Source organism: Dactylosporangium sp. CS-033363 (genome assembly GCF_050942475.1).
In the GTDB taxonomy this organism is placed as follows: domain Bacteria; phylum Actinomycetota; class Actinomycetes; order Mycobacteriales; family Micromonosporaceae; genus Dactylosporangium.
The window spans coordinates 10,121,227-10,142,591 of the sequence record NZ_CP192032.1 but is presented as its reverse complement, the minus strand read 5'-3'; the positions used below and the strand labels follow the sequence as shown (position 1 = coordinate 10,142,591).

At 71.8% G+C, this 21,365-nt stretch carries 17 protein-coding genes; 10 read left to right on the top strand and 7 right to left on the bottom strand.

The window, feature by feature from the left end; genetic code table 11:
• Positions 1–40: 40 nt before the first annotated feature.
• The 5 genes from ahcY (at position 41) to ACQPZ4_RS46750 (ending at position 6,720) form a co-directional block, all read left to right on the top strand.
• Positions 41–1,507 (top strand): adenosylhomocysteinase, encoded by a 1,467-nt coding sequence (gene ahcY / locus ACQPZ4_RS46770; RefSeq protein ID WP_433051852.1) that lies wholly within the window; start codon positions 41–43, stop codon positions 1,505–1,507.
• A gap of 152 nt (positions 1,508–1,659) precedes the next feature.
• Entirely contained in the window at positions 1,660–2,493 is an 834-nt protein-coding gene (gene efeU, locus ACQPZ4_RS46765) for an iron uptake transporter permease EfeU (RefSeq protein WP_433051849.1), read from the top strand.
• Positions 2,494–2,529: 36 nt separating this feature from the next.
• Positions 2,530–3,678 carry an iron uptake system protein EfeO gene (efeO, locus tag ACQPZ4_RS46760; RefSeq protein ID WP_433051846.1) on the top strand — a complete coding sequence of 383 codons (1,149 nt, stop codon included), beginning with the start codon at positions 2,530–2,532 and terminating at the stop codon, positions 3,676–3,678.
• A gap of 23 nt (positions 3,679–3,701) precedes the next feature.
• On the top strand, positions 3,702–4,940 hold the full coding sequence (gene efeB, locus ACQPZ4_RS46755; protein WP_433051843.1) for an iron uptake transporter deferrochelatase/peroxidase subunit: 1,239 nt from the start codon (positions 3,702–3,704) through the stop codon (positions 4,938–4,940).
• A gap of 22 nt (positions 4,941–4,962) precedes the next feature.
• Positions 4,963–6,720: an ABC transporter family substrate-binding protein gene (locus ACQPZ4_RS46750; RefSeq protein ID WP_433051840.1), complete on the top strand. Its 1,758-nt coding sequence runs from the start codon at positions 4,963–4,965 to the stop codon at positions 6,718–6,720.
• Between the two features lie 428 nt (positions 6,721–7,148).
• Here the strand turns inward: ACQPZ4_RS46750 and ACQPZ4_RS46745 are convergent, their stop codons facing one another.
• A complete protein-coding gene (locus ACQPZ4_RS46745) occupies positions 7,149–8,150 on the bottom strand; it encodes an RDD family protein (protein WP_433051837.1) in 1,002 nt (333 codons plus the stop codon).
• A gap of 83 nt (positions 8,151–8,233) precedes the next feature.
• Between ACQPZ4_RS46745 and ACQPZ4_RS46740 the strand changes: the two genes are divergently transcribed.
• Positions 8,234–9,232, top strand: a complete 999-nt coding sequence (locus ACQPZ4_RS46740) for a stage II sporulation protein M (protein WP_433051834.1) — start codon at positions 8,234–8,236, stop codon at positions 9,230–9,232.
• Here the strand turns inward: ACQPZ4_RS46740 and ACQPZ4_RS46735 are convergent.
• A complete protein-coding gene (locus ACQPZ4_RS46735; protein WP_433051831.1) occupies positions 9,189–10,145 on the bottom strand; it encodes a LysR family transcriptional regulator in 957 nt (318 codons plus the stop codon). The two genes, ACQPZ4_RS46740 and ACQPZ4_RS46735, sit on opposite strands and share 44 nt — an antisense overlap.
• Positions 10,146–10,235: 90 nt before the next feature.
• Between ACQPZ4_RS46735 and ACQPZ4_RS46730 the strand changes: the two genes are divergently transcribed.
• A complete protein-coding gene (locus ACQPZ4_RS46730; RefSeq protein WP_433051828.1) occupies positions 10,236–11,471 on the top strand; it encodes an MFS transporter in 1,236 nt (411 codons plus the stop codon).
• On the opposite strand, the gene ACQPZ4_RS46725 is transcribed toward ACQPZ4_RS46730, so the two are convergent.
• From ACQPZ4_RS46725 to ACQPZ4_RS46705, 5 genes are read right to left on the bottom strand one after another with little or no spacing between them, the layout of a single operon-like run.
• Positions 11,438–12,784 carry a DUF58 domain-containing protein gene (locus tag ACQPZ4_RS46725; protein WP_433051825.1) on the bottom strand — a complete coding sequence of 449 codons (1,347 nt, stop codon included), beginning with the start codon at positions 12,782–12,784 and terminating at the stop codon, positions 11,438–11,440. The genes ACQPZ4_RS46730 and ACQPZ4_RS46725 overlap by 34 nt on opposite strands.
• Positions 12,781–13,770 (bottom strand): AAA family ATPase, encoded by a 990-nt coding sequence (locus ACQPZ4_RS46720; RefSeq protein WP_433067016.1) that lies wholly within the window; start codon positions 13,768–13,770, stop codon positions 12,781–12,783. The genes ACQPZ4_RS46725 and ACQPZ4_RS46720 overlap by 4 nt, the downstream gene beginning before the upstream one ends.
• A 5-nt stretch (positions 13,771–13,775) precedes the next feature.
• The gene (locus ACQPZ4_RS46715) at positions 13,776–15,227 is read right to left on the bottom strand and encodes a DUF4350 domain-containing protein (RefSeq protein ID WP_433051823.1); all 1,452 of its coding nucleotides are present in this window, start codon (positions 15,225–15,227) and stop codon (positions 13,776–13,778) included.
• On the bottom strand, positions 15,224–15,787 hold the full coding sequence (locus ACQPZ4_RS46710) for a DUF4129 domain-containing protein (protein WP_433051820.1): 564 nt from the start codon (positions 15,785–15,787) through the stop codon (positions 15,224–15,226). The genes ACQPZ4_RS46715 and ACQPZ4_RS46710 overlap by 4 nt, the downstream gene beginning before the upstream one ends.
• Complete coding sequence (locus tag ACQPZ4_RS46705) at positions 15,784–16,638, bottom strand: hypothetical protein (protein ID WP_433051815.1); 855 nt, start codon at positions 16,636–16,638, stop codon at positions 15,784–15,786. The genes ACQPZ4_RS46710 and ACQPZ4_RS46705 overlap by 4 nt, the downstream gene beginning before the upstream one ends.
• 140 nt (positions 16,639–16,778) lie before the next feature.
• Between ACQPZ4_RS46705 and mtrA the strand changes: the two genes are divergently transcribed.
• From mtrA to ACQPZ4_RS46690, 3 genes are all read left to right on the top strand, one after another.
• Positions 16,779–17,468, top strand: coding sequence for an MtrAB system response regulator MtrA (gene mtrA, locus ACQPZ4_RS46700; RefSeq protein ID WP_223098678.1), 690 nt, complete (start codon positions 16,779–16,781; stop codon positions 17,466–17,468).
• 78 nt (positions 17,469–17,546) lie between these two features.
• Entirely contained in the window at positions 17,547–19,145 is a 1,599-nt protein-coding gene (mtrB, locus tag ACQPZ4_RS46695) for an MtrAB system histidine kinase MtrB (protein ID WP_433067014.1), read from the top strand.
• Complete coding sequence (locus tag ACQPZ4_RS46690) at positions 19,142–21,028, top strand: LpqB family beta-propeller domain-containing protein (protein ID WP_433051812.1); 1,887 nt, start codon at positions 19,142–19,144, stop codon at positions 21,026–21,028. Before mtrB ends, ACQPZ4_RS46690 begins: the two co-directional genes overlap by 4 nt.
• Positions 21,029–21,365: the final 337 nt, after the last annotated feature.

The window sequence follows — 21,365 nt, the reverse complement described above, 5'->3', positions numbered from 1 at the left end:
GAAGGGTCGCCGTACGACGTCTGCAGACCAGGAGATCGCATTGACCAGCACGCTGCCGCCGAAGACCGTCGCCGACGGTGACTTCAAGGTGGCCGACCTGTCCCTCGCCGCGTTCGGGCGCAAGGAGATCCAGCTCGCCGAGCACGAGATGCCGGGCCTGATGGCGATCCGGCGCGAGTTCGCCGCGACGCAGCCCCTCAAGGGCGCGCGGATCACCGGCTCGCTGCACATGACGATCCAGACGGCGGTGCTGATCGAGACGCTCGTCGCCCTCGGCGCGCAGGTGCGCTGGGCGAGCTGCAACATCTTCTCGACCCAGGACCACGCCGCCGCCGCGATCGCCGTCGGCCCGGAGGGCACCCCCGAGAAGCCGGCCGGCGTGCCCGTGTACGCGTGGAAGGGCGAGACCCTCGACGAGTACTGGTGGTGCACCGAGCAGGTGCTGCTCTGGCCCGACGGCCAGGGCCCGAACATGATCCTCGACGACGGCGGCGACGCCACGCTGCTGGTGCACAAGGGCGCCGAGTTCGAGGGCGCGGGCGCCGTGCCGTCGCCGGACACCGCCGACTCCGAGGAGTACGCGGTCATCCTCAAGCTGCTGCAGCGCTCCATCGGCGAGGACAACCGCCGCTGGACCCGCACCGCCGCCTCCATCAAGGGCGTGACCGAGGAGACCACGACGGGCGTCCACCGCCTGTACGAGATGCAGCAGTCCGGCTCGCTGCTCTTCCCGGCGATCAACGTGAACGACTCCGTCACGAAGTCGAAGTTCGACAACAAGTACGGCTGCCGCCACTCGCTCATCGACGGCATCAACCGCGCCACCGACGTGCTCATCGGCGGCAAGGTGGCCGTGGTCTTCGGCTACGGCGACGTGGGCAAGGGCTGCGCCGAGTCGCTGCGCGGCCAGGGCGCCCGGGTCATCGTCACCGAGGTCGACCCGATCTGCGCGCTGCAGGCCGCGATGGACGGCTACCAGGTCGCCACCATGGAGGACGTCGTCGAGACGGCCGACATCTTCATCACCGCCACGGGCTGCCTCGACGTGATCACCGCCGAGCACATGAGCCGGATGAAGCACCAGGCGATCGTCGGCAACATCGGGCACTTCGACAACGAGATCGACATGGCCGGCCTGGCCCGTCGCTCGGATGTGACCCGGATCAACATCAAGCCGCAGGTCGACGAGTGGAAGTTCGACGACGGCAAGTCGATCATCGTCCTGAGCGAGGGCCGCCTGCTCAACCTGGGCAACGCGACCGGGCACCCGTCGTTCGTCATGTCCAACAGCTTCGCGAACCAGACGATCGCGCAGATCGAGCTGTTCACGAAGACCGAGGAGTACCCGATCGGCGTCTACGTGCTGCCCAAGCACCTCGACGAGAAGGTCGCCCGGCTGCACCTCGGCGCGCTCGGCGTGCACCTCACCGAGCTGACCAAGAAGCAGGCCGAGTACCTCGGCATCCCGGTCGAGGGCCCGTTCAAGGCGGACCACTACCGGTACTGATCGTTCGCAGGAGGACCCCGCCGCGCGAGTCGCCGGCGGGGTCCTTTGTGTTCAAGTTCAGTCAAGTTCCACACGCTTGTAGTAGGTACGCGTGAGGTCTAAGGTAAAGCTGACCTAAGTAAGGTACGGCTAACCAACCTGCGGAGCTCGGCATGACCGCCATCTACCTGATCGGCCTGCGCGAAGGACTCGAGATCACCCTGGTGGTCTCGATTCTCGTCGCCTTCCTGGTCAAGAGCGACCGCAAGCACCTGCTGAAGTGGGTCTGGGCCGGCGTGGCGGCGGCCGCCCTGCTGTCCATCGGCGTCGCCGCGCTGCTGCAGGCCGGCACCGCGTACCTGTCCGGCCCGCACCAGGAGCTGGTCGACGCGATCGCCTCGCTGATCGCCGTGGTCTTCGTGACCTTCATGATCTTCTGGATGCGCCGGATGGCCCGCCAGATGGCCAAGGAGCTGCGCGGCCGGCTCGAGGACGCGATCGAGGTCGGCACCTTCGCGGTGGCCGGCATGGCGTTCCTGGCGGTGGCCCGCGAGGGCCTGGAGACCTCGATCCTGTTCTTCGCCGCGGCCCAGGGCGCCGACGACTGGCAGCCCTTCGTCGGCATCACGCTCGGCCTGCTCACCTCGGTCGTGCTCGGCTGGCTGCTCTACGCGAGCGCGATCCGGATCAACCTGACCAAGTTCTTCACCTGGACCGGCGCGCTGCTGGTGCTCGTGGCCGCCGGGATCTTCAAGTACGGGGTGCACGACCTGCAGGAGGCCAACATCCTGCCGGGCCTGAACAACCACGCCTTCGATCTCACCGGCGCGCTGCCGCCGACCGCGTGGTACGCGGAGCTGCTGCGCGGCATGTTCAACTTCACGCCCCAGCCGTCGGTGCTGGAGACCATCGCCTGGGTCGCCTACGGCATCCCGGTCCTCGTGCTGTTCCTGCTGCCGCTCGTCCGCAAGCCGGCACCGGAGCCGGCACCTGTCGCGAACGCCTGATTTCTTACCCCCTTCCCACAGTTTCGTAGGAGAACCATGCGTACTTCACGCCTGCTCGCCCTGAGCGCCGTGCCGGCCCTGGCCGTCGCGGCCCTCGCCGGGTGCGGCGACGACAAATCGGACAGCCAGCCGGGCGCAGCCGCCAGTGGGAACGGCAAGATCGCCGTCACCGCCACCGACACCGAGTGCAAGATCGAGCGGACCGAGACGGCGTCCGGGCCGGTCACCTTCACCGTCAGCAACAAGGGCGGCAAGGTCACCGAGTTCTACGTGTACGCCACCGGCGACCGCATCGTCGGCGAGGTGGAGAACGTGGCGCCGGGTCTCACTCGCGACCTGATCGTGGAGCTGCCGGCCGGCAGCTACGAGACCGCCTGCAAGCCGGGCATGGTCGGCAACGGCATCCGCGGCCAGTTCAAGGCCACCGGCGAGAGCAAGCCGCTGACCGACGACGCCAAGCTGGCGCAGGCGACGAAGGACTACCAGACGTACGTCAAGAACAACACCGGCGCGCTGATCGACAAGACGACCGAGTTCGTCAACGCGGTCAAGGGCGGCGACATCGAGAAGTCCAAGGCGCTGTTCCCGATCGCCCGCACCTACTGGGAGCGCATCGAGCCGGTGGCCGAGAGCTTCGGCGACCTCGACCCGGCCATCGACGCCCGCGAGGCCGACCTCGAGCCCGGCCAGGAGTGGACCGGCTTCCACAAGATCGAGAAGGACCTCTGGGTCACCAAGGACATCAGCAAGTCCGGCCCGACCGCCGACAAGCTGCTCGAGGACGTCAAGACGATCGTCAGCAAGGCCGAGACGGTCCAGCTCTCCCCGATCGAGCTGGCCAACGGGGCCAAGGAGCTGCTCGACGAGGTCGCGACCGGCAAGATCACCGGCGAGGAGGACACCTTCTCGCACACCGACCTGTGGGACTTCCAGGCCAACCTCGAGGGCTCCCGGGCCGCCATCGCGGCGCTCCGCCCGGTGATCGAGGAGAAGGACGCCGCCCTGGCCAAGAGCCTGGACGAGAAGTTCGCGGCGGCGCAGGCGGAGCTGGAGAAGTACCGCAGCGGGGATGGCTGGAAGCTGCACAACGAGCTCTCCGAGGCCCAGCTCAAGGCGCTCGCCGACGCGATCAACGCGCTCGCCGAGCCGATCAGCAAGGTCGCCCCGCTCGTCGCGTCCAAGTAGTGCTCTTTTAAGGATTTCTTGCCATGGATCGTCGCAAGATGCTCGGACTCGCCGGAGCCGGGGCCCTCGGGGCCGCGGCCGGCGGGGCCGTCGGCGTGCAGATCTTCGACGAGCCGCCGCCCGCCCGGGCCAACGACCCGGGCGCGGCGGAGGCCTTCTACGGCTCCCGGCAGGGCGGGATCGTCACGCCCGCCCAGGACCGGCTGCACTTCGTCGCCTTCGACGTCATCACCGACAAGAAGGCGGAGGTCGTCGAGCTGCTGCAGAAGTGGACGGCGGCGGCCGCGCGGATGACGGAGGGCAAGGACGCGGGGACGATCGGCGCGGTCGGCGGGCAGCCGGAGGCGGCGCCGGACGACACCGGCGAGGCGCTCGGCCTGCCGCCGTCGGGGCTGACGCTGACCGTCGGCTTCGGCCCGACGTTCTTCCGCACCGCGGAGGGCAAGGACCGCTTCGGCATCGCGGACAAGCGGCCGGAGGCGCTGGCCGATCTGCCGAAGTTCGCCAAGGACACGCTGAAGCCGGAGATCTCGGGCGGGGACATCTGCGTGCAGGCGTGCGCGCACGACCCCCAGGTGGCGGTGCACGCCGTGCGCAACCTGGCCCGGATCGGCTTCGGGGTGGTGAGCGTGCGGTGGTCGCAGCTGGGCTTCGGGCGTACCTCCTCGACGTCCCGTTCGCAGGCCACGGCGCGCAACCTGTTCGGCTTCAAGGACGGCACGGCGAACCTGAAGGCCGAGGACACCAAGCTGCTCGACGAGCAGCTGTGGGTGGCCGCGGGCGACGGGCCGGCGTGGATGACCGGCGGGTCCTACATGGTCACGCGGAAGATCCGGATGCTGATCGAGACGTGGGACCGGACCTCGCTCGGCGAGCAGGAGGCCATCATCGGCCGCAACAAGGGCGAGGGTGCCGCGCTGGGCTCCGCGAAGGAGTTCGATGAGCCGGTGTTCGACGGGGAGACCATTCCGGTCGATGCGCACGTGCGGCTGGCCCACCAGAACTTCAACGACGGGGCCCGGTTGCTGCGCCGCGGGTACAACTTCGTGGACGGCTCCGACGGCCTCGGGCGCCTCGACGCGGGGCTGTTCTTCATCGCCTACATGCGGGACCCGCGCAAGCAGTTCGTGCCGATCCAGACCCGGCTGTCGCGGCAGGACGCGCTCAACGAGTACATCCGGCACGTCTCCAGCGGGCTGTTCGCCTGCCCGCCGGGTGTGTCGGGCGCGGACGACTCGTGGGGTCGTGGCCTCTTCGTCTAGGTCCGCCCCCTATGGTTGCCGGGTGGCGTTTGTAACTGGAAGGCAGATGCGGGGCTCGATCGCGGCGCTGGCGGCGGCCGCGCTCCTGCTCGGGGCGTGCACGGGGGGCGGCTCCGGCAAGCCGTCACCGACGGCCACCATCGGGTTCGCGGACTGCGAGAAGAACCCGACCACCTGCAACGGTGGCGACATCCGGCTCGGCGGGTCGTACACGTACGGCCTGGAGCAGGCGATCGCCAACTGGAACGTCAACACCAAGGACGGCGCGGCGCCGGCCACCAGGCAGGCCCTGTCCGGTGTGCTGCCGCAGGTGTTCAAGGTCGACCCGCAGGGCCGCCTGCAGCTCAACGCCGACCTGGTGAGCTCGGCCGACATCACGAACCAGAACCCCGAGACGATCGTCTACAAGATCCGTCCCGACGCGGTCTGGAGCGACGGCATCCCGATCACCGCCGACGACTTCGTGTTCTCGTGGAAGCAGAACTCGGGCAACCCGCAGCACTGCGCCGGCTGCACCCCGGCCGCGACCGCGGGGTACGACATCATCAAGAGCATCGTCGGCTCCGACGGCGGCAAGACCGTCACGATGACCTTCACCGACGGCAAGACGTTCGGCGATTGGAAGGGCGACTTCTCCAACGACGGGCTGTACCCCTCGCACCTCGCCACCAAGCAGGGCTTCGACCTGGCCAAGCCGGACGGCGTCGGGGCGGCCATGGACTGGTTCGCGCGCACGGTGCCGCTGTGGTCCGGCGGGCCGTACCAGATCGACACCTACAATCCCGGCCAGAGCCTGGTGCTGAAGAAGAACGACAAGTGGTACGGCAAGACCAAGCCGTCCCTGGACACCATCACGTTCAAGTTCATCACCGACCCGGCCGCGATCCTCCCCGCCCTGAAGGCCAAGGAGATCACCGGCATGTCCCCGAGCCCCAGCCAGGCCCTGGTGGCCGGCGTGGCGGGCACCCCCGGGGTGATCTACGAGGTCGGCGAGGGCTACGCGTGGGAGCACCTGATGCTCAACGTGCGCAACAAGTACCTGGCCGACCCGGTGCTGCGCCGCGCCCTGTTCACCGAGGTCAACGTCAAGACCGTGGTCGAGAAGACGTACGGCGCCTTCGACAAGAGCCTCAAGCCGCTGGGCAGCCACAACTTCGTCCCCGGCGACATGGCCTACAAGGACGTCATCTCCGGCACCGGCCAGGGCACCGGCGACAGCGAGAAGGCCAAGAAGCTGCTGACGGACGCGGGCTACAAGCTGGAGAACGGCCGCCTGTCGACCAAGGCCGGCGAGGCGATCCCGGCCCTGCGCCTGCGCTACGACAAGGGCAACGCCACCCGCGCGGCCGCGGCCGAACTCATCTCGGCGGCGCTGAAGAACATCGGCATCGACGCCCGCCCGGAGACCACGGACGGCCTGCCCCAGACGTTGACGGCGGGCGACTTCGACCTGGTGCTGGCGGACTTCGTGAACGGCCCCCTGTACCAGGGCGCGGCCGAGCGCCGCTGGGCCACGGGCGCGGTGGGAAACTACGGCGGCTACAGCAACGCGGAGCTGGACCGGCTGGTGCACTCGGCGGCCATCGACGTGGACGCCCGGCACGCGGCGGACACCTTGAACCAGGCGGACGACCTGCTGACGAAGGACGCCTACGTCCTGCCGCTGATGCAGCGACCGACGCTGACGTTCACGTACTCCGAATACGCGAACATCCGCGACAATCCCTCGGTCTGGGGTCCCACCTACAACATTCAGGAGTGGGGGCTTCGCTCCGCCTGATTTGCCTGGTCACGAAATGTCGGGCGCTGGCGCGCCGCGACATTTCGGACTTATACCCTGGCGGGGGATATGTCGGTTACGGCGCTGGTCCAAGCGGGTTTTCGCAGGTCAGAGGCCTGGCGCGCTGATCGGCCCGGCGAACGTCAGGGACGTGGGATCGGCGGCCGCGGCATGGGCGGCGTGGGCGGCGTCGGCGCCATGGCGAGCGCCGTGGCGAGCGGCGTGGCGCCGTGGCGAGCGGCGTGGCGCCGTGGCGAGCGGCGTGGGTGGGGTTCAGGCAGAGGCCTGGCGCTGATCGGCCCGGCGAACGTCAGGGACGCGGGACCGGCGGTCGCGGCATGGCCGGCGTGGCGAGCGGCGTGGGCGCCGTGGCGAGCGGCGTGGGTGGGGTTCAGTCAGAGGCCTGGCGCTGATCGGCCCGGCGAACGTCAGGGGCGCGGGACCGGCGGCCGCGGCATGGCCGGCGTGGCGAGCGGCATGGCCGGCGTGGAGAGCGGCGTGGGCGTGGGCGGTGCCGTGGGCGGGGTCCAGGGGCTGGTCAGGTTGGGCAGGCTGGCCGGCGGCTTCGGGGTGATCGCCGTGTACAGGCCCGGCCACACCGCCGCCGAAGCCGCCCGCGCGCGGGCCAGCCGGTGGCTGGAGCGCCGGTGCCGCTCGGCCAGCACGGCCGCGAGGTAGGCCCAGCCCGGCACCCCCGGGGGCGGCGGCGGGGTCGTACGGCTCGCCACCTCGCGGGCCAGCGCCTGCCCCAGGGCGGTCCGGGCCGGCTCGGCGATCTCGCGGTTGCGGGCCAGGAAGTGCCGGACCGCCAGCGCCAGGCTGTCGTCCAGCCCGGTCAGGTCCAGCAGCGCGGCCCAGCGGGTCAGCGGCGGCGGCATCGCCGGCACCCAGCCCCAGGCGGCCGGCGTCCGCTCGTGGATGACGATCGTGCCGGCCACCAGGTCGCCGATGCGCTTGCCGCTGGGGTTGAGCATCAGCACGCCCAGGCTGCCGAGCCAGGACACGACCGGGAACAGCAGCCCGGGCCACTCGATGGCCAGTCCGACGAGCGCCCGCGCGAGGGCGTGCCGGAACCGGACCGGCCCCCCGTCGTCGCGCACCACGCGCAGCCCCATGGCCGCCTTGCCGGGCGTACGACCGCGCAGGATGGTCTCCCAGAAGACCGGGTACCCGACGAGGACGGTCGCCATCAGGATCACGACGATGGCCTCGAGCAGGCCCTGGTCGAAGATGTTGGTGCGCACCGTCAGGTACACGACGAGGGCCGTGGCCACGAGCAGCGCGAGCAGCAGCACGAACTGCAGGACGATGTCGAGCATCAGGGCCAGCACCCGCGAACCGGCCCGTGCGACCCGCACCTCGAGCTCGACGGCCTCGCCGCTGACGAGGCGCTCCCCGAGCGCAGCGGCGGGAGCCGAGGTGTCCGTCATGGCTGACAGTCTGCTACAGCGGTGCACCTGCCGGGGGGCGCAAGCGGTCGGACAGGGGTGCGAGCGGCGTCTACGCTGCCGGGGTGGACCTCGACGCCTTTGTGGCTGAGCACAACGCGGAGTGGCGGCGGCTCGAGGAACTGTCCAAGCGGCGCAAGCTCACCGCCGGCGAGGCCGACGAGCTCGTGGCGCTCTACCAGCGCGCGGCCACCCACCTGTCGCTGATCCGCAGCCGCTCGCCCGAGCCGATGCTCGTGGCGCGGCTGTCGCGGCTCGTGCTGTCCGGGCGGAACGCGCTCACCGGGGCGCCGTCGTTCTCCATGGCCACGGTCGGGCGGTTCTTCACGCACACCTTCCCGATGGCGGTCTATCGCGCCTGGCCGTGGTGGTGCGGGGTCGCCACCGCGTTCTCGCTCTTCACGTTCGTGCTCATGGGATACGTCGCCGCCAATCCCGAGGTGGCCGGCTACTTCCTGTCCGACGGCGAGATCAGCGACCTGGTCAACGAGCAGTTCGAGGGGTACTACAGCGCCTACCTCCCGCAGAACCAGTTCCTGCGCGTGTGGACGCACAACGCGCTGCTCACCGGGGAATGCCTCGCGGCCGGCGTCGTCTTCTTCCCCGTCATCTATCTGCTGTTCCAGAATGCGCTCAACGTCGGGCTCATCGGCGGCGTGATGATCGCCTATGGCCGGGCGGACACGTTCTTCGGGCTCATCGTGCCGCACGGGCTGCTGGAGCTGACCGCGGTGTTCGTCGGGGCCGGGGTCGGACTGCGGATCGGCTGGTCGTGGGTGGCGCCGGGGCCGCTGCGGACCCGGGGGCGGGCGCTCGCCGAGACGGCGATGGAGGGCATGCTCGTCGCGCTCGGGCTGGTGGCCGTCCTGTTCGTCAGCGGCCTTCTCGAAGCGTTCGTCACGCCGGCGAGCCTGCTGCCGTACGTCGTGCGGGACTTCATCGGCTTCGTGGTCTGGGCCGCGTTCCTGCTCTACGTGTTCATCCTGGGGCGGCGGGCGCATCTCGAAGGGGCGAGCGCCGCTATCGAGGGCGAGATCGCGCCGGAGTCGCTGCCGGCCGTCTGACCCAGCTCGGAAGCCAGACGTCCGGCGCCGGGGCCGTGTACCGATCGGCCGCGAAGGCGCGCAGCTGGGCCAGCGCCGGGTGGGGGTTCGTGCGGCGCCAGAGCAGCGACATCGGGTACACCGGGGCGGGGTCGAGAATCGGGATCCGCCTGAGGTCATAGGCGTCCGGCCACATGTACCAGGAGCCGGCCCCCACGAGCGTCGCGACGTCGGGGGAGCCGGCGATCTCGGCCAGCAGCGCCTCGTTGCCGAAGATCGGGCCGCCCGGGTCGATGGTGAGGGCGAACGCCGCCGCCAGCTCCTCGTAGTAGACGCCCCACTCGGTGGCCGTCGACAGGCCCGGCATGCGGATGCGGTGGCCGGCCAGGTCGCGGGGCGTCACCGAGGCCCGCGCCGCGAAGGGGTGCCGCGGGCCGACGAGCAGCTCGTGGGGCTCGTCGATCACCCTGATGGACTCGATGCCGTCCCATTCCTCATCCGGTACCGCATGAAACGTCGCATCGATCGCCCCCGCGACGAGTTCGGCCACGGCGGCGTCCACGCCGGCCGCGAGCGTGACGACGTCGAGGGAGCACATCGGGTACGAGCGATAAAACTCCTGCAGGAGGACCGCGGGTGCGATGCGGCGGTTGACGACGTCCACGCGCAGGGCCCGCCGTCCGGGGCGCACGGAGGCGTCGGCGCGGTCGGCCACCCGCAGCAGCTCGCGGGCGTGCGGGAGGAACGCCTGGCCGTCGACGGTGAGCCGGGCGCCGCGCGCGGTGCGGGTGAAGAGCCGGACCTCCAGGTCGCGCTCCAGGGCGGCGATGCGCTTCGAGACCGCCTGCTGCGTGATGGACAGCTGGGCGGCGGCCTCCTGGAACTGCCCGGCGTCCGCGGCAGTGACGAAGGTGCGCACGGCGTCCAGATCCATCCGTGCAGCCTAGGGATACAACCGCGCGTTGTGGCTCGCCGCCGGGGATGTTGTTTGATCCGGCGGGCGGCGGCTTGCTTGGATCTGGCGGTGGCGCGGCGGAATCTGGGGCGGAAGTTCGGGTGGCTGTGGGCGGCGTACGCGGTCAGCGCGTACGGATCCGGGCTCGGCTTCGGCGCCGTCCCCCTCATCGCGGTGCTGGCGCTGCACGCGAGCCCCGGGCAGGTGTCCGCGCTGGCCGCGGTGGGCCCGGCGGTGGGCGCGCTGCTGGCGCTGCCGCTGGGGCCGTGGGTCGAGTTCCGGCGCAAGCGGCCGGTGATGGTCGGGACGGACCTGGCCCGGTTCGCGGCGATGCTGAGCGTGCCTCTGGCCTACCTGCTGGGCATCCTGAGCTTCGTCCAGCTCCTGGTGGTCACCGCGGCGGTGGCGGCGGCCAAGATCGCGTTCGGCGCCGCGAGCGGGGCCTATCTCAAGCGCGTGGTCCGGCCCGGGGACCTCCTGGTGGCCAACGCCCGGTTCGAGTCGACGAACTGGAGCTCGATCGCGGTCGGGCCGCCGCTCGGGGGCGCCGCCGTCGGGCTGTTCGGGCCGGTGGCGAGCATCGCGGCCGACGCGGCGAGCTACCTGCTGTCCGCGCTCGGCATCGCGGCGATCCGGGACCGCGAGGAGCGGCCGGTCGGCGCCCGGCCGGCGCGCGTGACCGGGCTGCTCGACGGCTGGCGGTTCCTGTGGGCGCACCCCGGCCTGCGCGCGCTCTACGCCAACAACCTCCTCGTCAGCGGGCTGATCATGGCGACCGAGCCGCTGCTGGCCGTGCTGCTGCTGCGGGACCTCGGGTTCGCGCCGTGGGAGTACGGGCTGGCGTTCGCGGCGCCCTGCCTGGGCGGGCTGCTGGGCTCGCGGCTGGCGCCCCGGGTCGTGGCGCGGTTCGGCCGGTCCCGGGTGATCCGGGTGGTCGGCACCCTGCGCGCGATCTGGCTGATCGGGTTGGCGTTCGTGCAACCCGGCGTGGCAGGGCTCGTGACGGTCATCGCCGTCGAGCTCGCGATCATCGTCAGCATGAGTTTGTACATGCCGGTGCTCGCCACGTACCGCCTGGAGGAGCTGCCGCCGGAGCGGGTCGCGCGCACGCTGTCCGCCTGGTCGATCGGCAGCGGCCTGGCGATCGCGGTGTTCAGCGCGCTCGGCGGGGTGCTGGCCGAGCTCACCGGCCCGCGGATCGCCATCGCGGTGGCGGGCGGGCTGATCCTGCTGACCCCGCTGCTGTTGCCGCGCGCGCGAACGCTCGAGGATCAGAGCCGGCCGGTGTGCTTGAGCGCCAGGTAGTGGTCGGTCAGGCGGGACGCGAACTCGTCCGCCGGGGCGTCGACGACCTCCACCCCGTGCCGGCGCAGCGCGGCCGCCACGCGGTCCCGTTCGGCGAGCGCGCGTTGGGCGGCGGCTGCGGCGTACACGTCGGCCGGGGTTGCATCGGGTGAAACGTGGGCCATGCGGGACAGCTCCGGGTCGTGCACGGCCGCGACGATGATCTTGTGCCGGGCGGCGAGCTGGGGCAGGACCGGGAGCAGGCCCTCGCCGAGCGCGCCGGGCTCCAGGGCGGTGAACAGCACCACCAGCGCCCGCTTGCGCTCGCGGCGCAGCACCTCGCCCGTGACCAGGCCGAAGTCGGTCTCCACCAGCGCCGGCTCCAGCGGGGCCATGGCCGTGACCAGGCGGAAGAGCAGCGTGCGCTTCTCCACGTTGGTGACGGAGGCGCGCACCGCGGTGTCCACGGCGAGCAGGTCCACCCGGTCGTCCGCGCGGGCGGCCACCGAGGCGAGCAGCAGGGCGGCGTCCATGGCCGCGTCCAGGCGGGGCTCGTCGCCGATGCGCGCGGCTGACGTGCGCCCGGTGTCGAGCACGCACACCAGCCGCCGGTCCCGCTCGGGGCGCCAGGTGCGCACCACGATGTCCGAGCGGCGGGCGCTGCCGCGCCAGTCGATCGAGCGCACGTCGTCGCCGACCACGTACTCGCGCAGCGTGTCGAACTCGGTGCCCTGGCCGCGGCCCCGGGTCACCACCGAGCCGTCGAGCACGCGCAGGCGGGACAGCTTCTCCGGCAGCAGGCGGCGGCTGCGGAAGCTCGGGAAGACCCGCAGGCGCCACGCGGGCGTGAGGCGCTCCGCGGTGCGTCTGCTCGTCTGGCGGTACGTCAGCCCGAACGGCCCGAACGAGCGCACCAGCACCCGCACGGCCGGCCGGTCGCCGCGCCGCGTCGGGGTGAGCGTGGTGACCAGGGCGACCGTGCGGCCCGGCTCGATGCGCACGTCGCGGGGGCCGGGGGTGGCGCCGGCGGACGGTACCCAGGCGTCGCGCACCCGCCCGCTCAGCACCCGGTCGGACTTGTTCTGCAGCAGCAGCGTGACCTGCCCGGTCTCGCCCAGCCAGAGCGACTGGTCGCCGGTCCGGCTCATCCGCAGCAGCTTCGGCGAGGCCGCGTTGAGCCAGTCCAGCAGGCACGCGGCGGCGACGGCCAGCACGAACAGGCCGGCCGCGATCCACAGCCAGGGCCGGTCGATCGCGTCGCCCGCGATCGACCCGACGAGCCCCAGCAGGACGGCGCCGGCCCCGAGCAGCGCCGCCGCCCGCCAGGTGATCATCGCGGCGTCGGCACCGTGGCGAGCACCGACTCGAGCACGTTGTCCGTGGTCACGCCCTCCAGCTCGGCCTCGGCCCGCAGCCGCACCCGGTGCCGCAGCGTCGGGCGGGCCAGCGCCTTCACGTCGTCCGGGGTCACGTAGTCGCGCCCGGTGAGCCAGGCCCACGCCTTGGACGCGGCCAGCAGCGCGGTCGCGCCGCGCGGGGAGGCGCCCAGCTCCAGCGACGGCGAGACGCGGGTCGCCCGGCACAGATCGACGATGTACGCGAGGACCCCGTCCGCCACCGCCACCCGCTGCACCGCGGCGCGGCCGAGGGCCAGGTCGGCCCCGGTGGCCACGGCCTGCACGCCGGCCTCGCGCAGCCGGCGCGGGTCGAAGCCGTGATGGTGCGCCCGCAGCACGCCGAGCTCCTCGTCCCGGGTCGGCAGCGGCACCGTCAGCTTGAGCAGGAACCGGTCCAGCTGCGCCTCCGGCAGCGGATAGGTCCCCTCGTACTCGATCGGGTTCTGCGTCGCCGCGACCAGGAACGGGTCCGGCAGCGGCCGCGGGGTGCCCTCGACCGAGACCTGGCGCTCCTCCATGACCTCCAGCAGCGAGGCCTGGGTCTTCGGCGGGGTCCGGTTGATCTCGTCGGCGAGCAGCAGGTTGGTGAAGACCGGCCCCTCCCGGAACTGGAACTCGGCGCTGCGGGCGTCGAAGATCAGCGAGCCGGTGACGTCGCCGGGCATCAGGTCGGGGGTGAACTGCACCCGCTTGGAATCAAGATCCAAGGCCGCCGCGATGGTACGGATGAGCAGCGTCTTGGCGACGCCGGGCACGCCCTCCAGCAGCACGTGGCCGCGGGCGAGCAGCGCGATGACCATGCCGGTCACGACCGCGTCCTGCCCGACCACGACCTTGCCGACCTCGGCGCGCAGGCGCCCGAGCGCGGCCCGGGCCTGCTGCGCGCCGGCCTCGGGCGAACCCTGGATCGGCGGGGTGGCGATGTCGGTCACCGTGGCTCTCCTTCGATCGGCGCGGCCGCGACCGGCTGCGCGCCAGGGTTTTCGGTCGTGACGGCGTTTCCAGGCTGCGCGCCAGGGTTTTCGGTCGTGACGGCGTTTCCAGGCTGCGCACCCGGGTTTTCGGTCGTGACGGCGGTGACGAGCTGCTCCAGGCGCACCGCGGCGCCGACCAGCTCCTGGTCGTTGTCCGGCGGCGGGCCGAACAGCGTGTGCTCGACCGCGGCCGGCGGCCAGCCGCTGCTCGCCGCGACCGCCTCGACCAGCACCGGCCGCTGCACGTCGGGCTCCAGCCGCAGCAGCCGGGTCAGCCGGACGATCGCCGCGTCCCGCAGGATCTGCAGCGACTCCGCGCGGGCCTTGGCGCGCTGGTAGAGCCGGCCCCGGCCGATCGCGGTCTCGCTGGAGCGCACGACCACCGGCAGCGGCTCGACCACGGGCGCGCCGAGCCGCCGGGCCATCGCCACCGCGAGCGCGACGGCGCCGAGGACGAGCAGGGCCGTCGCGACGTACGTCCACGGCGGGAACGCGCTCCACAGCGGGTTGGGCGGCTCGCTGTCGCGGTTCTGGTCGCCGTCGTCGCCGCCGACGTTGCCCTGGCCCGGCGGGGGCGGATTCGCACCCTTGCCCTTCACCGGGAAGTCGGGGTCGTCCGGGTCGCCGGGCTGGTGCGGGCGCAGCGACGGCGGCGCGGCCGGCCCGCCCGCGAGCGCCGGGTCGTTGGTGACGCCGGGCGGCGGCTCGCGGTGGTGCAGGTCGAGCCAGATCAGCCGCGGCGCGCCGGTGAGCAGCGCGGTGGCCAGCTTGGCGTTGCCGTGCTCAGCGGCCCGGTCGTTGCGGAACGGATCGGCCGAGCCCACGACCGTCACGTTCACCCCATTGCGCTGGTACGCCACGAGACTGCCGGCATAGCAGCGCGCGACCTCCCGGCCGTACTCCGGGTCGACCTCGCCGTAGCGCGTGCGCACCACCGCCGCGGTCCCGGCCTGCGCGGCGGGCGCGTAGTCGCACCCGGGCGCCGCGGTCTTGGCCACGTAGTTGCGCGCCGAGCCCCGCATCGGCAGCAGCCCCTCGGCGATCGTGGTGCCGTCGGGCTCGACGATCACCACGCGCGTGGTGGCGGGCAGGAGCTTGAGCATGCGCAGGTAGTACTTGTGCATCAGCTGCGGCGTGGTCAGCAGCAGGGTGGCGTTGCCCGCGTACGCCGCGACGAGCGCGTCCGAGCTCTGCCGCTCGGGAATGATCTCCACCCCGGCCTGGCGGACGCGCATCGCGAGCTGGGAGGCGCCGATGCCGGACACGTTGTCGGGGGCGAGGTAGGCGGGGTCGTCGAGGTCCGGTTCGCCCCACTGGTACACCACGGTGCCCAGCAGCATCAGCAGCAACACGGCCACGGGCGGGACGACCAGCCGGAGCCACCGCCGGCTTCGCTTTCTGCTCATCGACCGACCTCCGCGGCCAGGTCGCGCATCCGATGGTCGTGCTCGGCGGTGGCGGGGCGCTCGCCGTACCAGATGTCGGAGAAGATCGTCGAGGCGCTCCGCATCGGGGCGTCCACCGCCGGCTTCGCGGTGCCGGCCGCGCGGGCCAGCTCGGTGACGGTCATGCCCGGCTGGTGCTCGATGACCTGGCGCTCGACCAGGCCGCGGACCATCGCCCGGAGCCGCTCGCGGACCGCCTCGGCGTAGCGGCCCTCGGCGGCGAGCCGGTCGGCCAGCGAGGCGAACACGTGCGCGGGCAACTCGGGGACCTCCTCGCCGGCGGCCGCCTCGGGCTCCGGCTCGGGCATCTCCGCCTCGTCGAGGTCCAGGTCGAGCTGCTCCTCCCCGCCCTTGCGCTGGCGGCCGAAGCGCAGGCCGGGGAAGCGCTTGGGGACCCAGCGGGGGTAGAAGTAGTACAGCAGGGCGAACACGATCGCGGCCAGGAGCAGCAGGAGCCCGGCCAGCGGGACGCCGATCCAGTCGTCGACGAACTGCAGGAACGTCGCCCAGGCCCTGGTCATCGCACCGCCGCCCCGAGGATCACCGAGCTGGCCAGGTCGACCGGCCGGTCCAGGCGCCGCAGCCGTCCGATGGCCACGTCCAGGCCCTCGACCCGCATCCGGACCTCGAGGTAGAGCACGGCGTCGATACAGGCCAGCGTCGCGTACGCCACGGTGTCGACGATCGCCCAGGCCAGGATCAGCGCGATGGTGTGCAGCGTGGTCTGCCGGCCCAGCCAGATCTCCAGCAGCGCGGCGGCGCCCAGGCCCAGGGCGAGGCGGATCGCGGCCCAGCTGAGGTAGGCGCCGACGCGGATGAAGACGCCCCGCAGCCCGCGGCCGGCCAGCTTGAACGAGCGCCCGACGGCCCGGAACGGCCCGACCCGGTCGATCATGAGCGCGGGGGAGGCGAGGCCGAGCAGGCCGTACACGAAAGGCCAGGGAAGCATGAGCACCAGTGCGGTGACGAAGCTCAGCGCGGCGGCCACCAGCGCGATCACCAGCAGCGGCAGGGTGCGCCGCCCCACCTGGCGCAGCAGTGTCTTGCGCGGCACCGCCTGGCCGAGCAGGCCCGGGCCGGCCGCCGCACCGGTGAACCCGCCGAGCAGGGCCAGAATCGCGGCCTCCAGGGCCATGCCGAAGCAGAAGACCAGCCACGACTGGCCGATGTGATCGGAGTCGAGCCAGTAGAGCGGGGGACTCATGTGGGCCCAGTCGCGCAGCGGGCCGAGCGCGACCTGCTCGGCCAGGGCCAGCACGAACGCGGCGCCGAGCAGCAGGGGAGCCTGGGCGCGCAGCAGCGACACGGCCGCGTCGAGCAACTCACCGAAGGTGAGCGGACGCATCGGGATCACGGCCCGGGTCTCCTCCACGCGGGACACCGTAGTCGGCCCATGCGAGTTCGGGAGCCCGCGTTACACAGCGTCACATGATCGACACTACCGGGCACGAAAAATCCATGATCGGCCGACGGGTTCCCAAGTTTGGGCGTGGAGGTGAAATATTGGACCGCATGAGAGCCCGTGTCCTGGTGGTCGACGACGACCCCGCCCTCGCGGAGATGCTCGGCATCGTCCTGCGCAGCGAGGGATTCCTTCCGTCCTTCGTCGCCGACGGTGAGCGCGCTCTCGCCGCGTTCCGGGACACCCGCCCCGACATCGTCCTGCTCGACCTGATGCTGCCCGGCATGAGCGGGATCGACGTGTGTCGGTCCATCCGGGCCGAGTCGGGCGTGCCGATCGTGATGCTCACCGCCAAGAGCGACACGGTCGACGTGGTGCTGGGTCTGGAGTCCGGGGCCGACGACTACGTGATGAAGCCGTTCAAGCCCAAGGAGCTGGTCGCCCGCATGCGCGCGCGGCTGCGCCGGGGCGAGGACGTGGCGCCGGAGCTGCTGACCATAGGGCCACCCGGCAACCAGATCACCATCGACGTCCCCGCGCACACCGTCATGCGCGACGGGGAAGAGGTCAAGCTGACCCCGCTCGAGTTCGACCTGCTGGTCGCGCTCGCCCGCAAGCCGCGCCAGGTGTTCACCCGCGAGGTGCTGCTGGAGCAGGTCTGGGGCTACCGCCATGCGGCCGACACCCGCCTGGTGAACGTCCACGTCCAGCGCCTGCGGGCCAAGATCGAACCGGACCCCGAGAAGCCCGAGATCATCCTCACCGTGCGCGGGGTGGGCTACAAGGCCGGAACCGGATAGGCCTGAACCGTGGTGCGCATCGACCCGATCATCGTGCGGGCGCGCCGCCTGCGACCCAGGCGGCTCGTCCCCCAGGCCATGAGCCGGCGCCTGCGCCGGCTCTGGGCCGTGGCCCGCCGGCAGTGGCGCCGCTCGTTGCAGTTCCGGGTCGTCGGCATCACCCTGCTGCTCTCCGCGGCGCTCGTGCTGGCCTTCAGCTACACGGTCGCCTCGCTGATCAGCAACGGCGTGCTGCAGAACAAGCTCGACCAGTCCAAAGTGATGATCGACAACGGGTCCGGCTACGCCATGCGCGAGCTGGCCGGCTTCACCCAGCCCGACGACCCCAGCCTGCCGCCGAGCCTGCGCAACGTGGTCACCCAGCTCTACGGCTCGATCAACAACCAGGACGCCGAGGTCGTCATGCTGCGCCGCAGCGGCGACCTCAACGCCTCCTGGCCGCCGAGCCGCAATCCCGACGTCATGGACAACCCGCAGGTCAGCGGCTTGCGCTCGCTCGTGGTCGGCGAGAAGGGCGGCACCTACCAGCAGATCGCGACGCTGGACATCGGCGACGGGACGCAGAAGTACCTCGTGATGGGCACGCCGGTCGCCGTCGGCTCGGTGCCGATCGAGCTGTACTACGTGATCCCCCTGCGCACCGAGGACGAGCTCGTCCGCTTCACCGGGGCGGTGGTCACCGGCACCGGCATCGCCCTCGTGGCGCTGCTCGCCCTGATCGCCGCCATGATGACCCGGCTGGTCGTCACGCCGGTGCGGGTCGCCGCGCGGACCGCCCAGCGGCTCTCGGCCGGCCTGCTCGACCAGCGCATGGTGGTGCGCGGAGAGGACGATCTGGCGCGGCTCGCCGCCGCCTTCAACCAGATGGCCGCGAACCTGCAACGCCAGATTGTGCGGCTGGAGGAGATGTCCCGGCTGCAACGCCGGTTCACCTCCGACGTGTCGCACGAGCTGCGGACGCCGCTGACGACCGTGCGGATGGCGGCCGACCTGCTCTTCGCCTCCCGCGACGAGTTCGAGCCGGCCGCGGCGCGCAGCGCGGAGCTGCTGCAGGCCGAGCTGGACCGGTTCGAGGCGCTGCTCACCGACCTGCTGGAGATCAGCCGGTTCGACGCCGGGTTCGCCGCGCTCGACGCCGAGCCGACCGACCTGGTCCCGGTCGTGCGCCGGGTCACCGACCAGCTCACCTCGCTCGCCGAGCGGTGCAAGGTGGAGCTGCAGGTGGTCGTACCCGAGGCCGAGGTGATCGCCGAGGTCGACCCCCGCCGCGTCGAGCGCGTCCTGCGCAACCTCGTCGGCAACGCGGTCGAGCACGGCGAGGCCAAGCCGGTCGTGGTGACCCTGGCCGCCGACGGCTCGGCGGTCGCGCTGACCGTCCGCGACCACGGCGTCGGGCTCAAGCCGGGAGAGGAAAAGCTGGTGTTCAACCGGTTCTGGCGGGCCGACCCGTCCCGGGCCCGGCAGACCGGCGGCACCGGGCTCGGCCTGTCGATCAGCCTGGAGGACGCGCGGCTGCACGGCGGGTGGCTGGAGGCCTGGGGCGCGCCGGGCAAGGGCGCGCAGTTCCGGCTGACGCTGCCGGCCCGCAACGGCGACCGGCTGGTGTCCTCGCCGCTGCGCCTGGTGCCCGACGACGCCCGGGCCGACGAGGCCGCGCTGATCGGCGAGACGCCGTGAGGCTGCTGATCCGCGCCGGGATGGCGGCCGCGACGGTCGCCGTGCTGGCCCTCTCCGGGTGCGGATTGCCGTCCGGTACCGAACCGAAGTACGTCAGCCCCGCGCAGAGCCCGGCGGCGGCGCAGGGCGGGCAGAAGACCCCGCCGAAGCCGACCGACGGGCTGACCAGCGAGCAGCTGGTCGCCTCGTTCCTGTCCGCCTCCGTCGGCGCCAACCTGGCCAGCGACGCCGAGCCGGACGCGAACCAGGAGGCGCTGATCCGGATGCGGGGGTACATGACGCCCGGCGCGGCCGCCAACTGGAAGCCGACCACCACCAAGGGCATCGTCATCGTGCGCGACCCGCAGATCAAGTCGGTCGGCATCGGCAACGGCCGGGAGAACGTCACGCTGCAGCTGCAGCCGCTGGGCACGCTGACCAACAACGGCGATGTGCGGGCGTGGGCCGGCAGCCCGGCGATCGAGGCCTTCTACCAGACCGTGCTGGTCGGCGGGCAGCGCCGCTTCGACGACGCGCCCCGGGACCAGGTGTTCATCTCGGAGACGGGGCTGCGGAACTGGTACGCCCAGCAGCCCGTCTACTTCTGGAGCAACGACGCCGCGGACGCGCGGCTGGTGCCGGACCTGCGGTACATGCCGAGCACGCTGTCGCGGGCCAAGCAGGTCGCCGAGACCGTGCGGTGGCTGCGCGCCGGCCCCGGCCAGCTGCTCGGCAGCACCGTCGCGGGGGTGCCGGATTCGATCGAGTTCAAGGACACCCCGGTCATCGAGGACAACGACGTCAAGGTCAACCTCAGCGGCAAGGCGAACTCACAGGGCAAGGACGTGCTCTCCCGGCTCGCCCGCCAGCTGCGCTGGTCGCTGCCGGACCACCAGCCGGTCAAGCTGAGCATCGAGTCGCAGGACTCCGCCGGGGTGGACTCGGAGGGGTACCTCAACGACAACCCCGCGGTCGAGGCGTCCCAGGTGGACCAGACGCGGTACATCGTGGTGAACGAGAGCGTGCGGAGTCAGATCATCGACTCCGGTACGCCCGAGGACCCGCTCTTCGTCGCCGGCCCCGACAACACCGGCGTGGTCGCGGCCGCGCTCAACCGACAGGGCGACCGGGCCGCGCTGGTGCGCAAGTCGGGCACCGGGTCCAAGGCCGAGCAGCGCCTGTACGTCTCGGCCGACCCGCCGGTGGCCAACCCGCCCCGCTACGAGGCGACCAACATCGCCGGGCCCAGACTGAGCCGACCGGCCTGGATCACCTACCCGTCCAAGCGGCTGATGATCTCGGACGGCACCCGCCTGTACGTCAGCAAGGCCGCCAACGGCCGCGAGCTCGACCCGGTCGAGCTGGGCACGCTGTCCCAGGTGCCGATCAGCGCGTTCGCGGTCGCACCGGAGGGCCGGCGGATCGCCTTCGTCTCGGCCGGCACCCTGATGGTGGCCACGCTGACGGTGGACGACAACGGCAAGTTCAGCATCGGCGCGCCGACGCAGGTGAGCACCTCGCTCGGCGACAACCAGGCGGTCGGCTGGCTGACCGAGACCACGCTCGCGGTGGGCGGCAAGCCGAACGCCAAGTCGACCCACCCGATCGCCCCGAACATCGCCGAGCCGCGCTACAACCTCGTGGCCGTGACCATCGACGGGGCGCAGGAGGAGCCGCTGCCGCAGAGCCTGACCCGCCCGGAGGCCGTCTCGGACGTGACCGAGCTGGTGTGCCGCGTGAACCGGCCGGGCTTCCCGATGGACTACCCGGTCCTGTACGAGGCGAACGGCGTGGCCCAGCGCATGTTCACCAGCAGCAGCGAGGCGATGTGGCCGCAGACGGGCGCGACGCCGGCCACCCCGGTGCCGGGCAACAACCCGACCTCCCCGTTCTTCGCGGACTGAGCGTGTTTTCCCCGCCGCCCGCCGCGCCCACCCGCCCGGACGGCGCCGGTTCCGTGTGCGCCGGTTCCGTGTGCGCCGGTTCCGTGTGCGCCGGTTCCGTGTGCGCCGGTTCCGTGTGCGCCGGTTCCGTGTGCGCCGGTTCCGTGTGCGCCGGTTCCGTGTGCGCCGGTTCCGTGTGCGCCGGTTCCGTGTGCGCCGGTTCCGTGTGCGCCGGTTCCGTGTGCGCCGGTTCCGTGTGCGCCGGTTCCGCATGGTCGGGTGGCGCCGGTTGTGTGTCCGCCGGTTGTGTGTCCGCCGGTTCTGCGTGTGCCGGTTCTGCGTGTGCTGGTTCCGCGTG

Coding starts and splice junctions, on each gene's coding strand:
- efeU (WP_433051849.1), top strand. CDS start 1,660: ATGACCGCCATCTACCTGATCGGCCTGCGCGAAGGACTCGAGATCACC.
- efeO (WP_433051846.1), top strand. CDS start 2,530: ATGCGTACTTCACGCCTGCTCGCCCTGAGCGCCGTGCCGGCCCTGGCC.
- efeB (WP_433051843.1), top strand. CDS start 3,702: ATGGATCGTCGCAAGATGCTCGGACTCGCCGGAGCCGGGGCCCTCGGG.
- ACQPZ4_RS46745 (WP_433051837.1), bottom strand. CDS start 8,150: ATGACGGACACCTCGGCTCCCGCCGCTGCGCTCGGGGAGCGCCTCGTC.
- ACQPZ4_RS46735 (WP_433051831.1), bottom strand. CDS start 10,145: ATGGATCTGGACGCCGTGCGCACCTTCGTCACTGCCGCGGACGCCGGG.
- ACQPZ4_RS46725 (WP_433051825.1), bottom strand. CDS start 12,784: ATGATCACCTGGCGGGCGGCGGCGCTGCTCGGGGCCGGCGCCGTCCTG.
- ACQPZ4_RS46715 (WP_433051823.1), bottom strand. CDS start 15,227: ATGAGCAGAAAGCGAAGCCGGCGGTGGCTCCGGCTGGTCGTCCCGCCC.
- ACQPZ4_RS46710 (WP_433051820.1), bottom strand. CDS start 15,787: ATGACCAGGGCCTGGGCGACGTTCCTGCAGTTCGTCGACGACTGGATC.
- mtrA (WP_223098678.1), top strand. CDS start 16,779: ATGAGAGCCCGTGTCCTGGTGGTCGACGACGACCCCGCCCTCGCGGAG.
- mtrB (WP_433067014.1), top strand. CDS start 17,547: ATGAGCCGGCGCCTGCGCCGGCTCTGGGCCGTGGCCCGCCGGCAGTGG.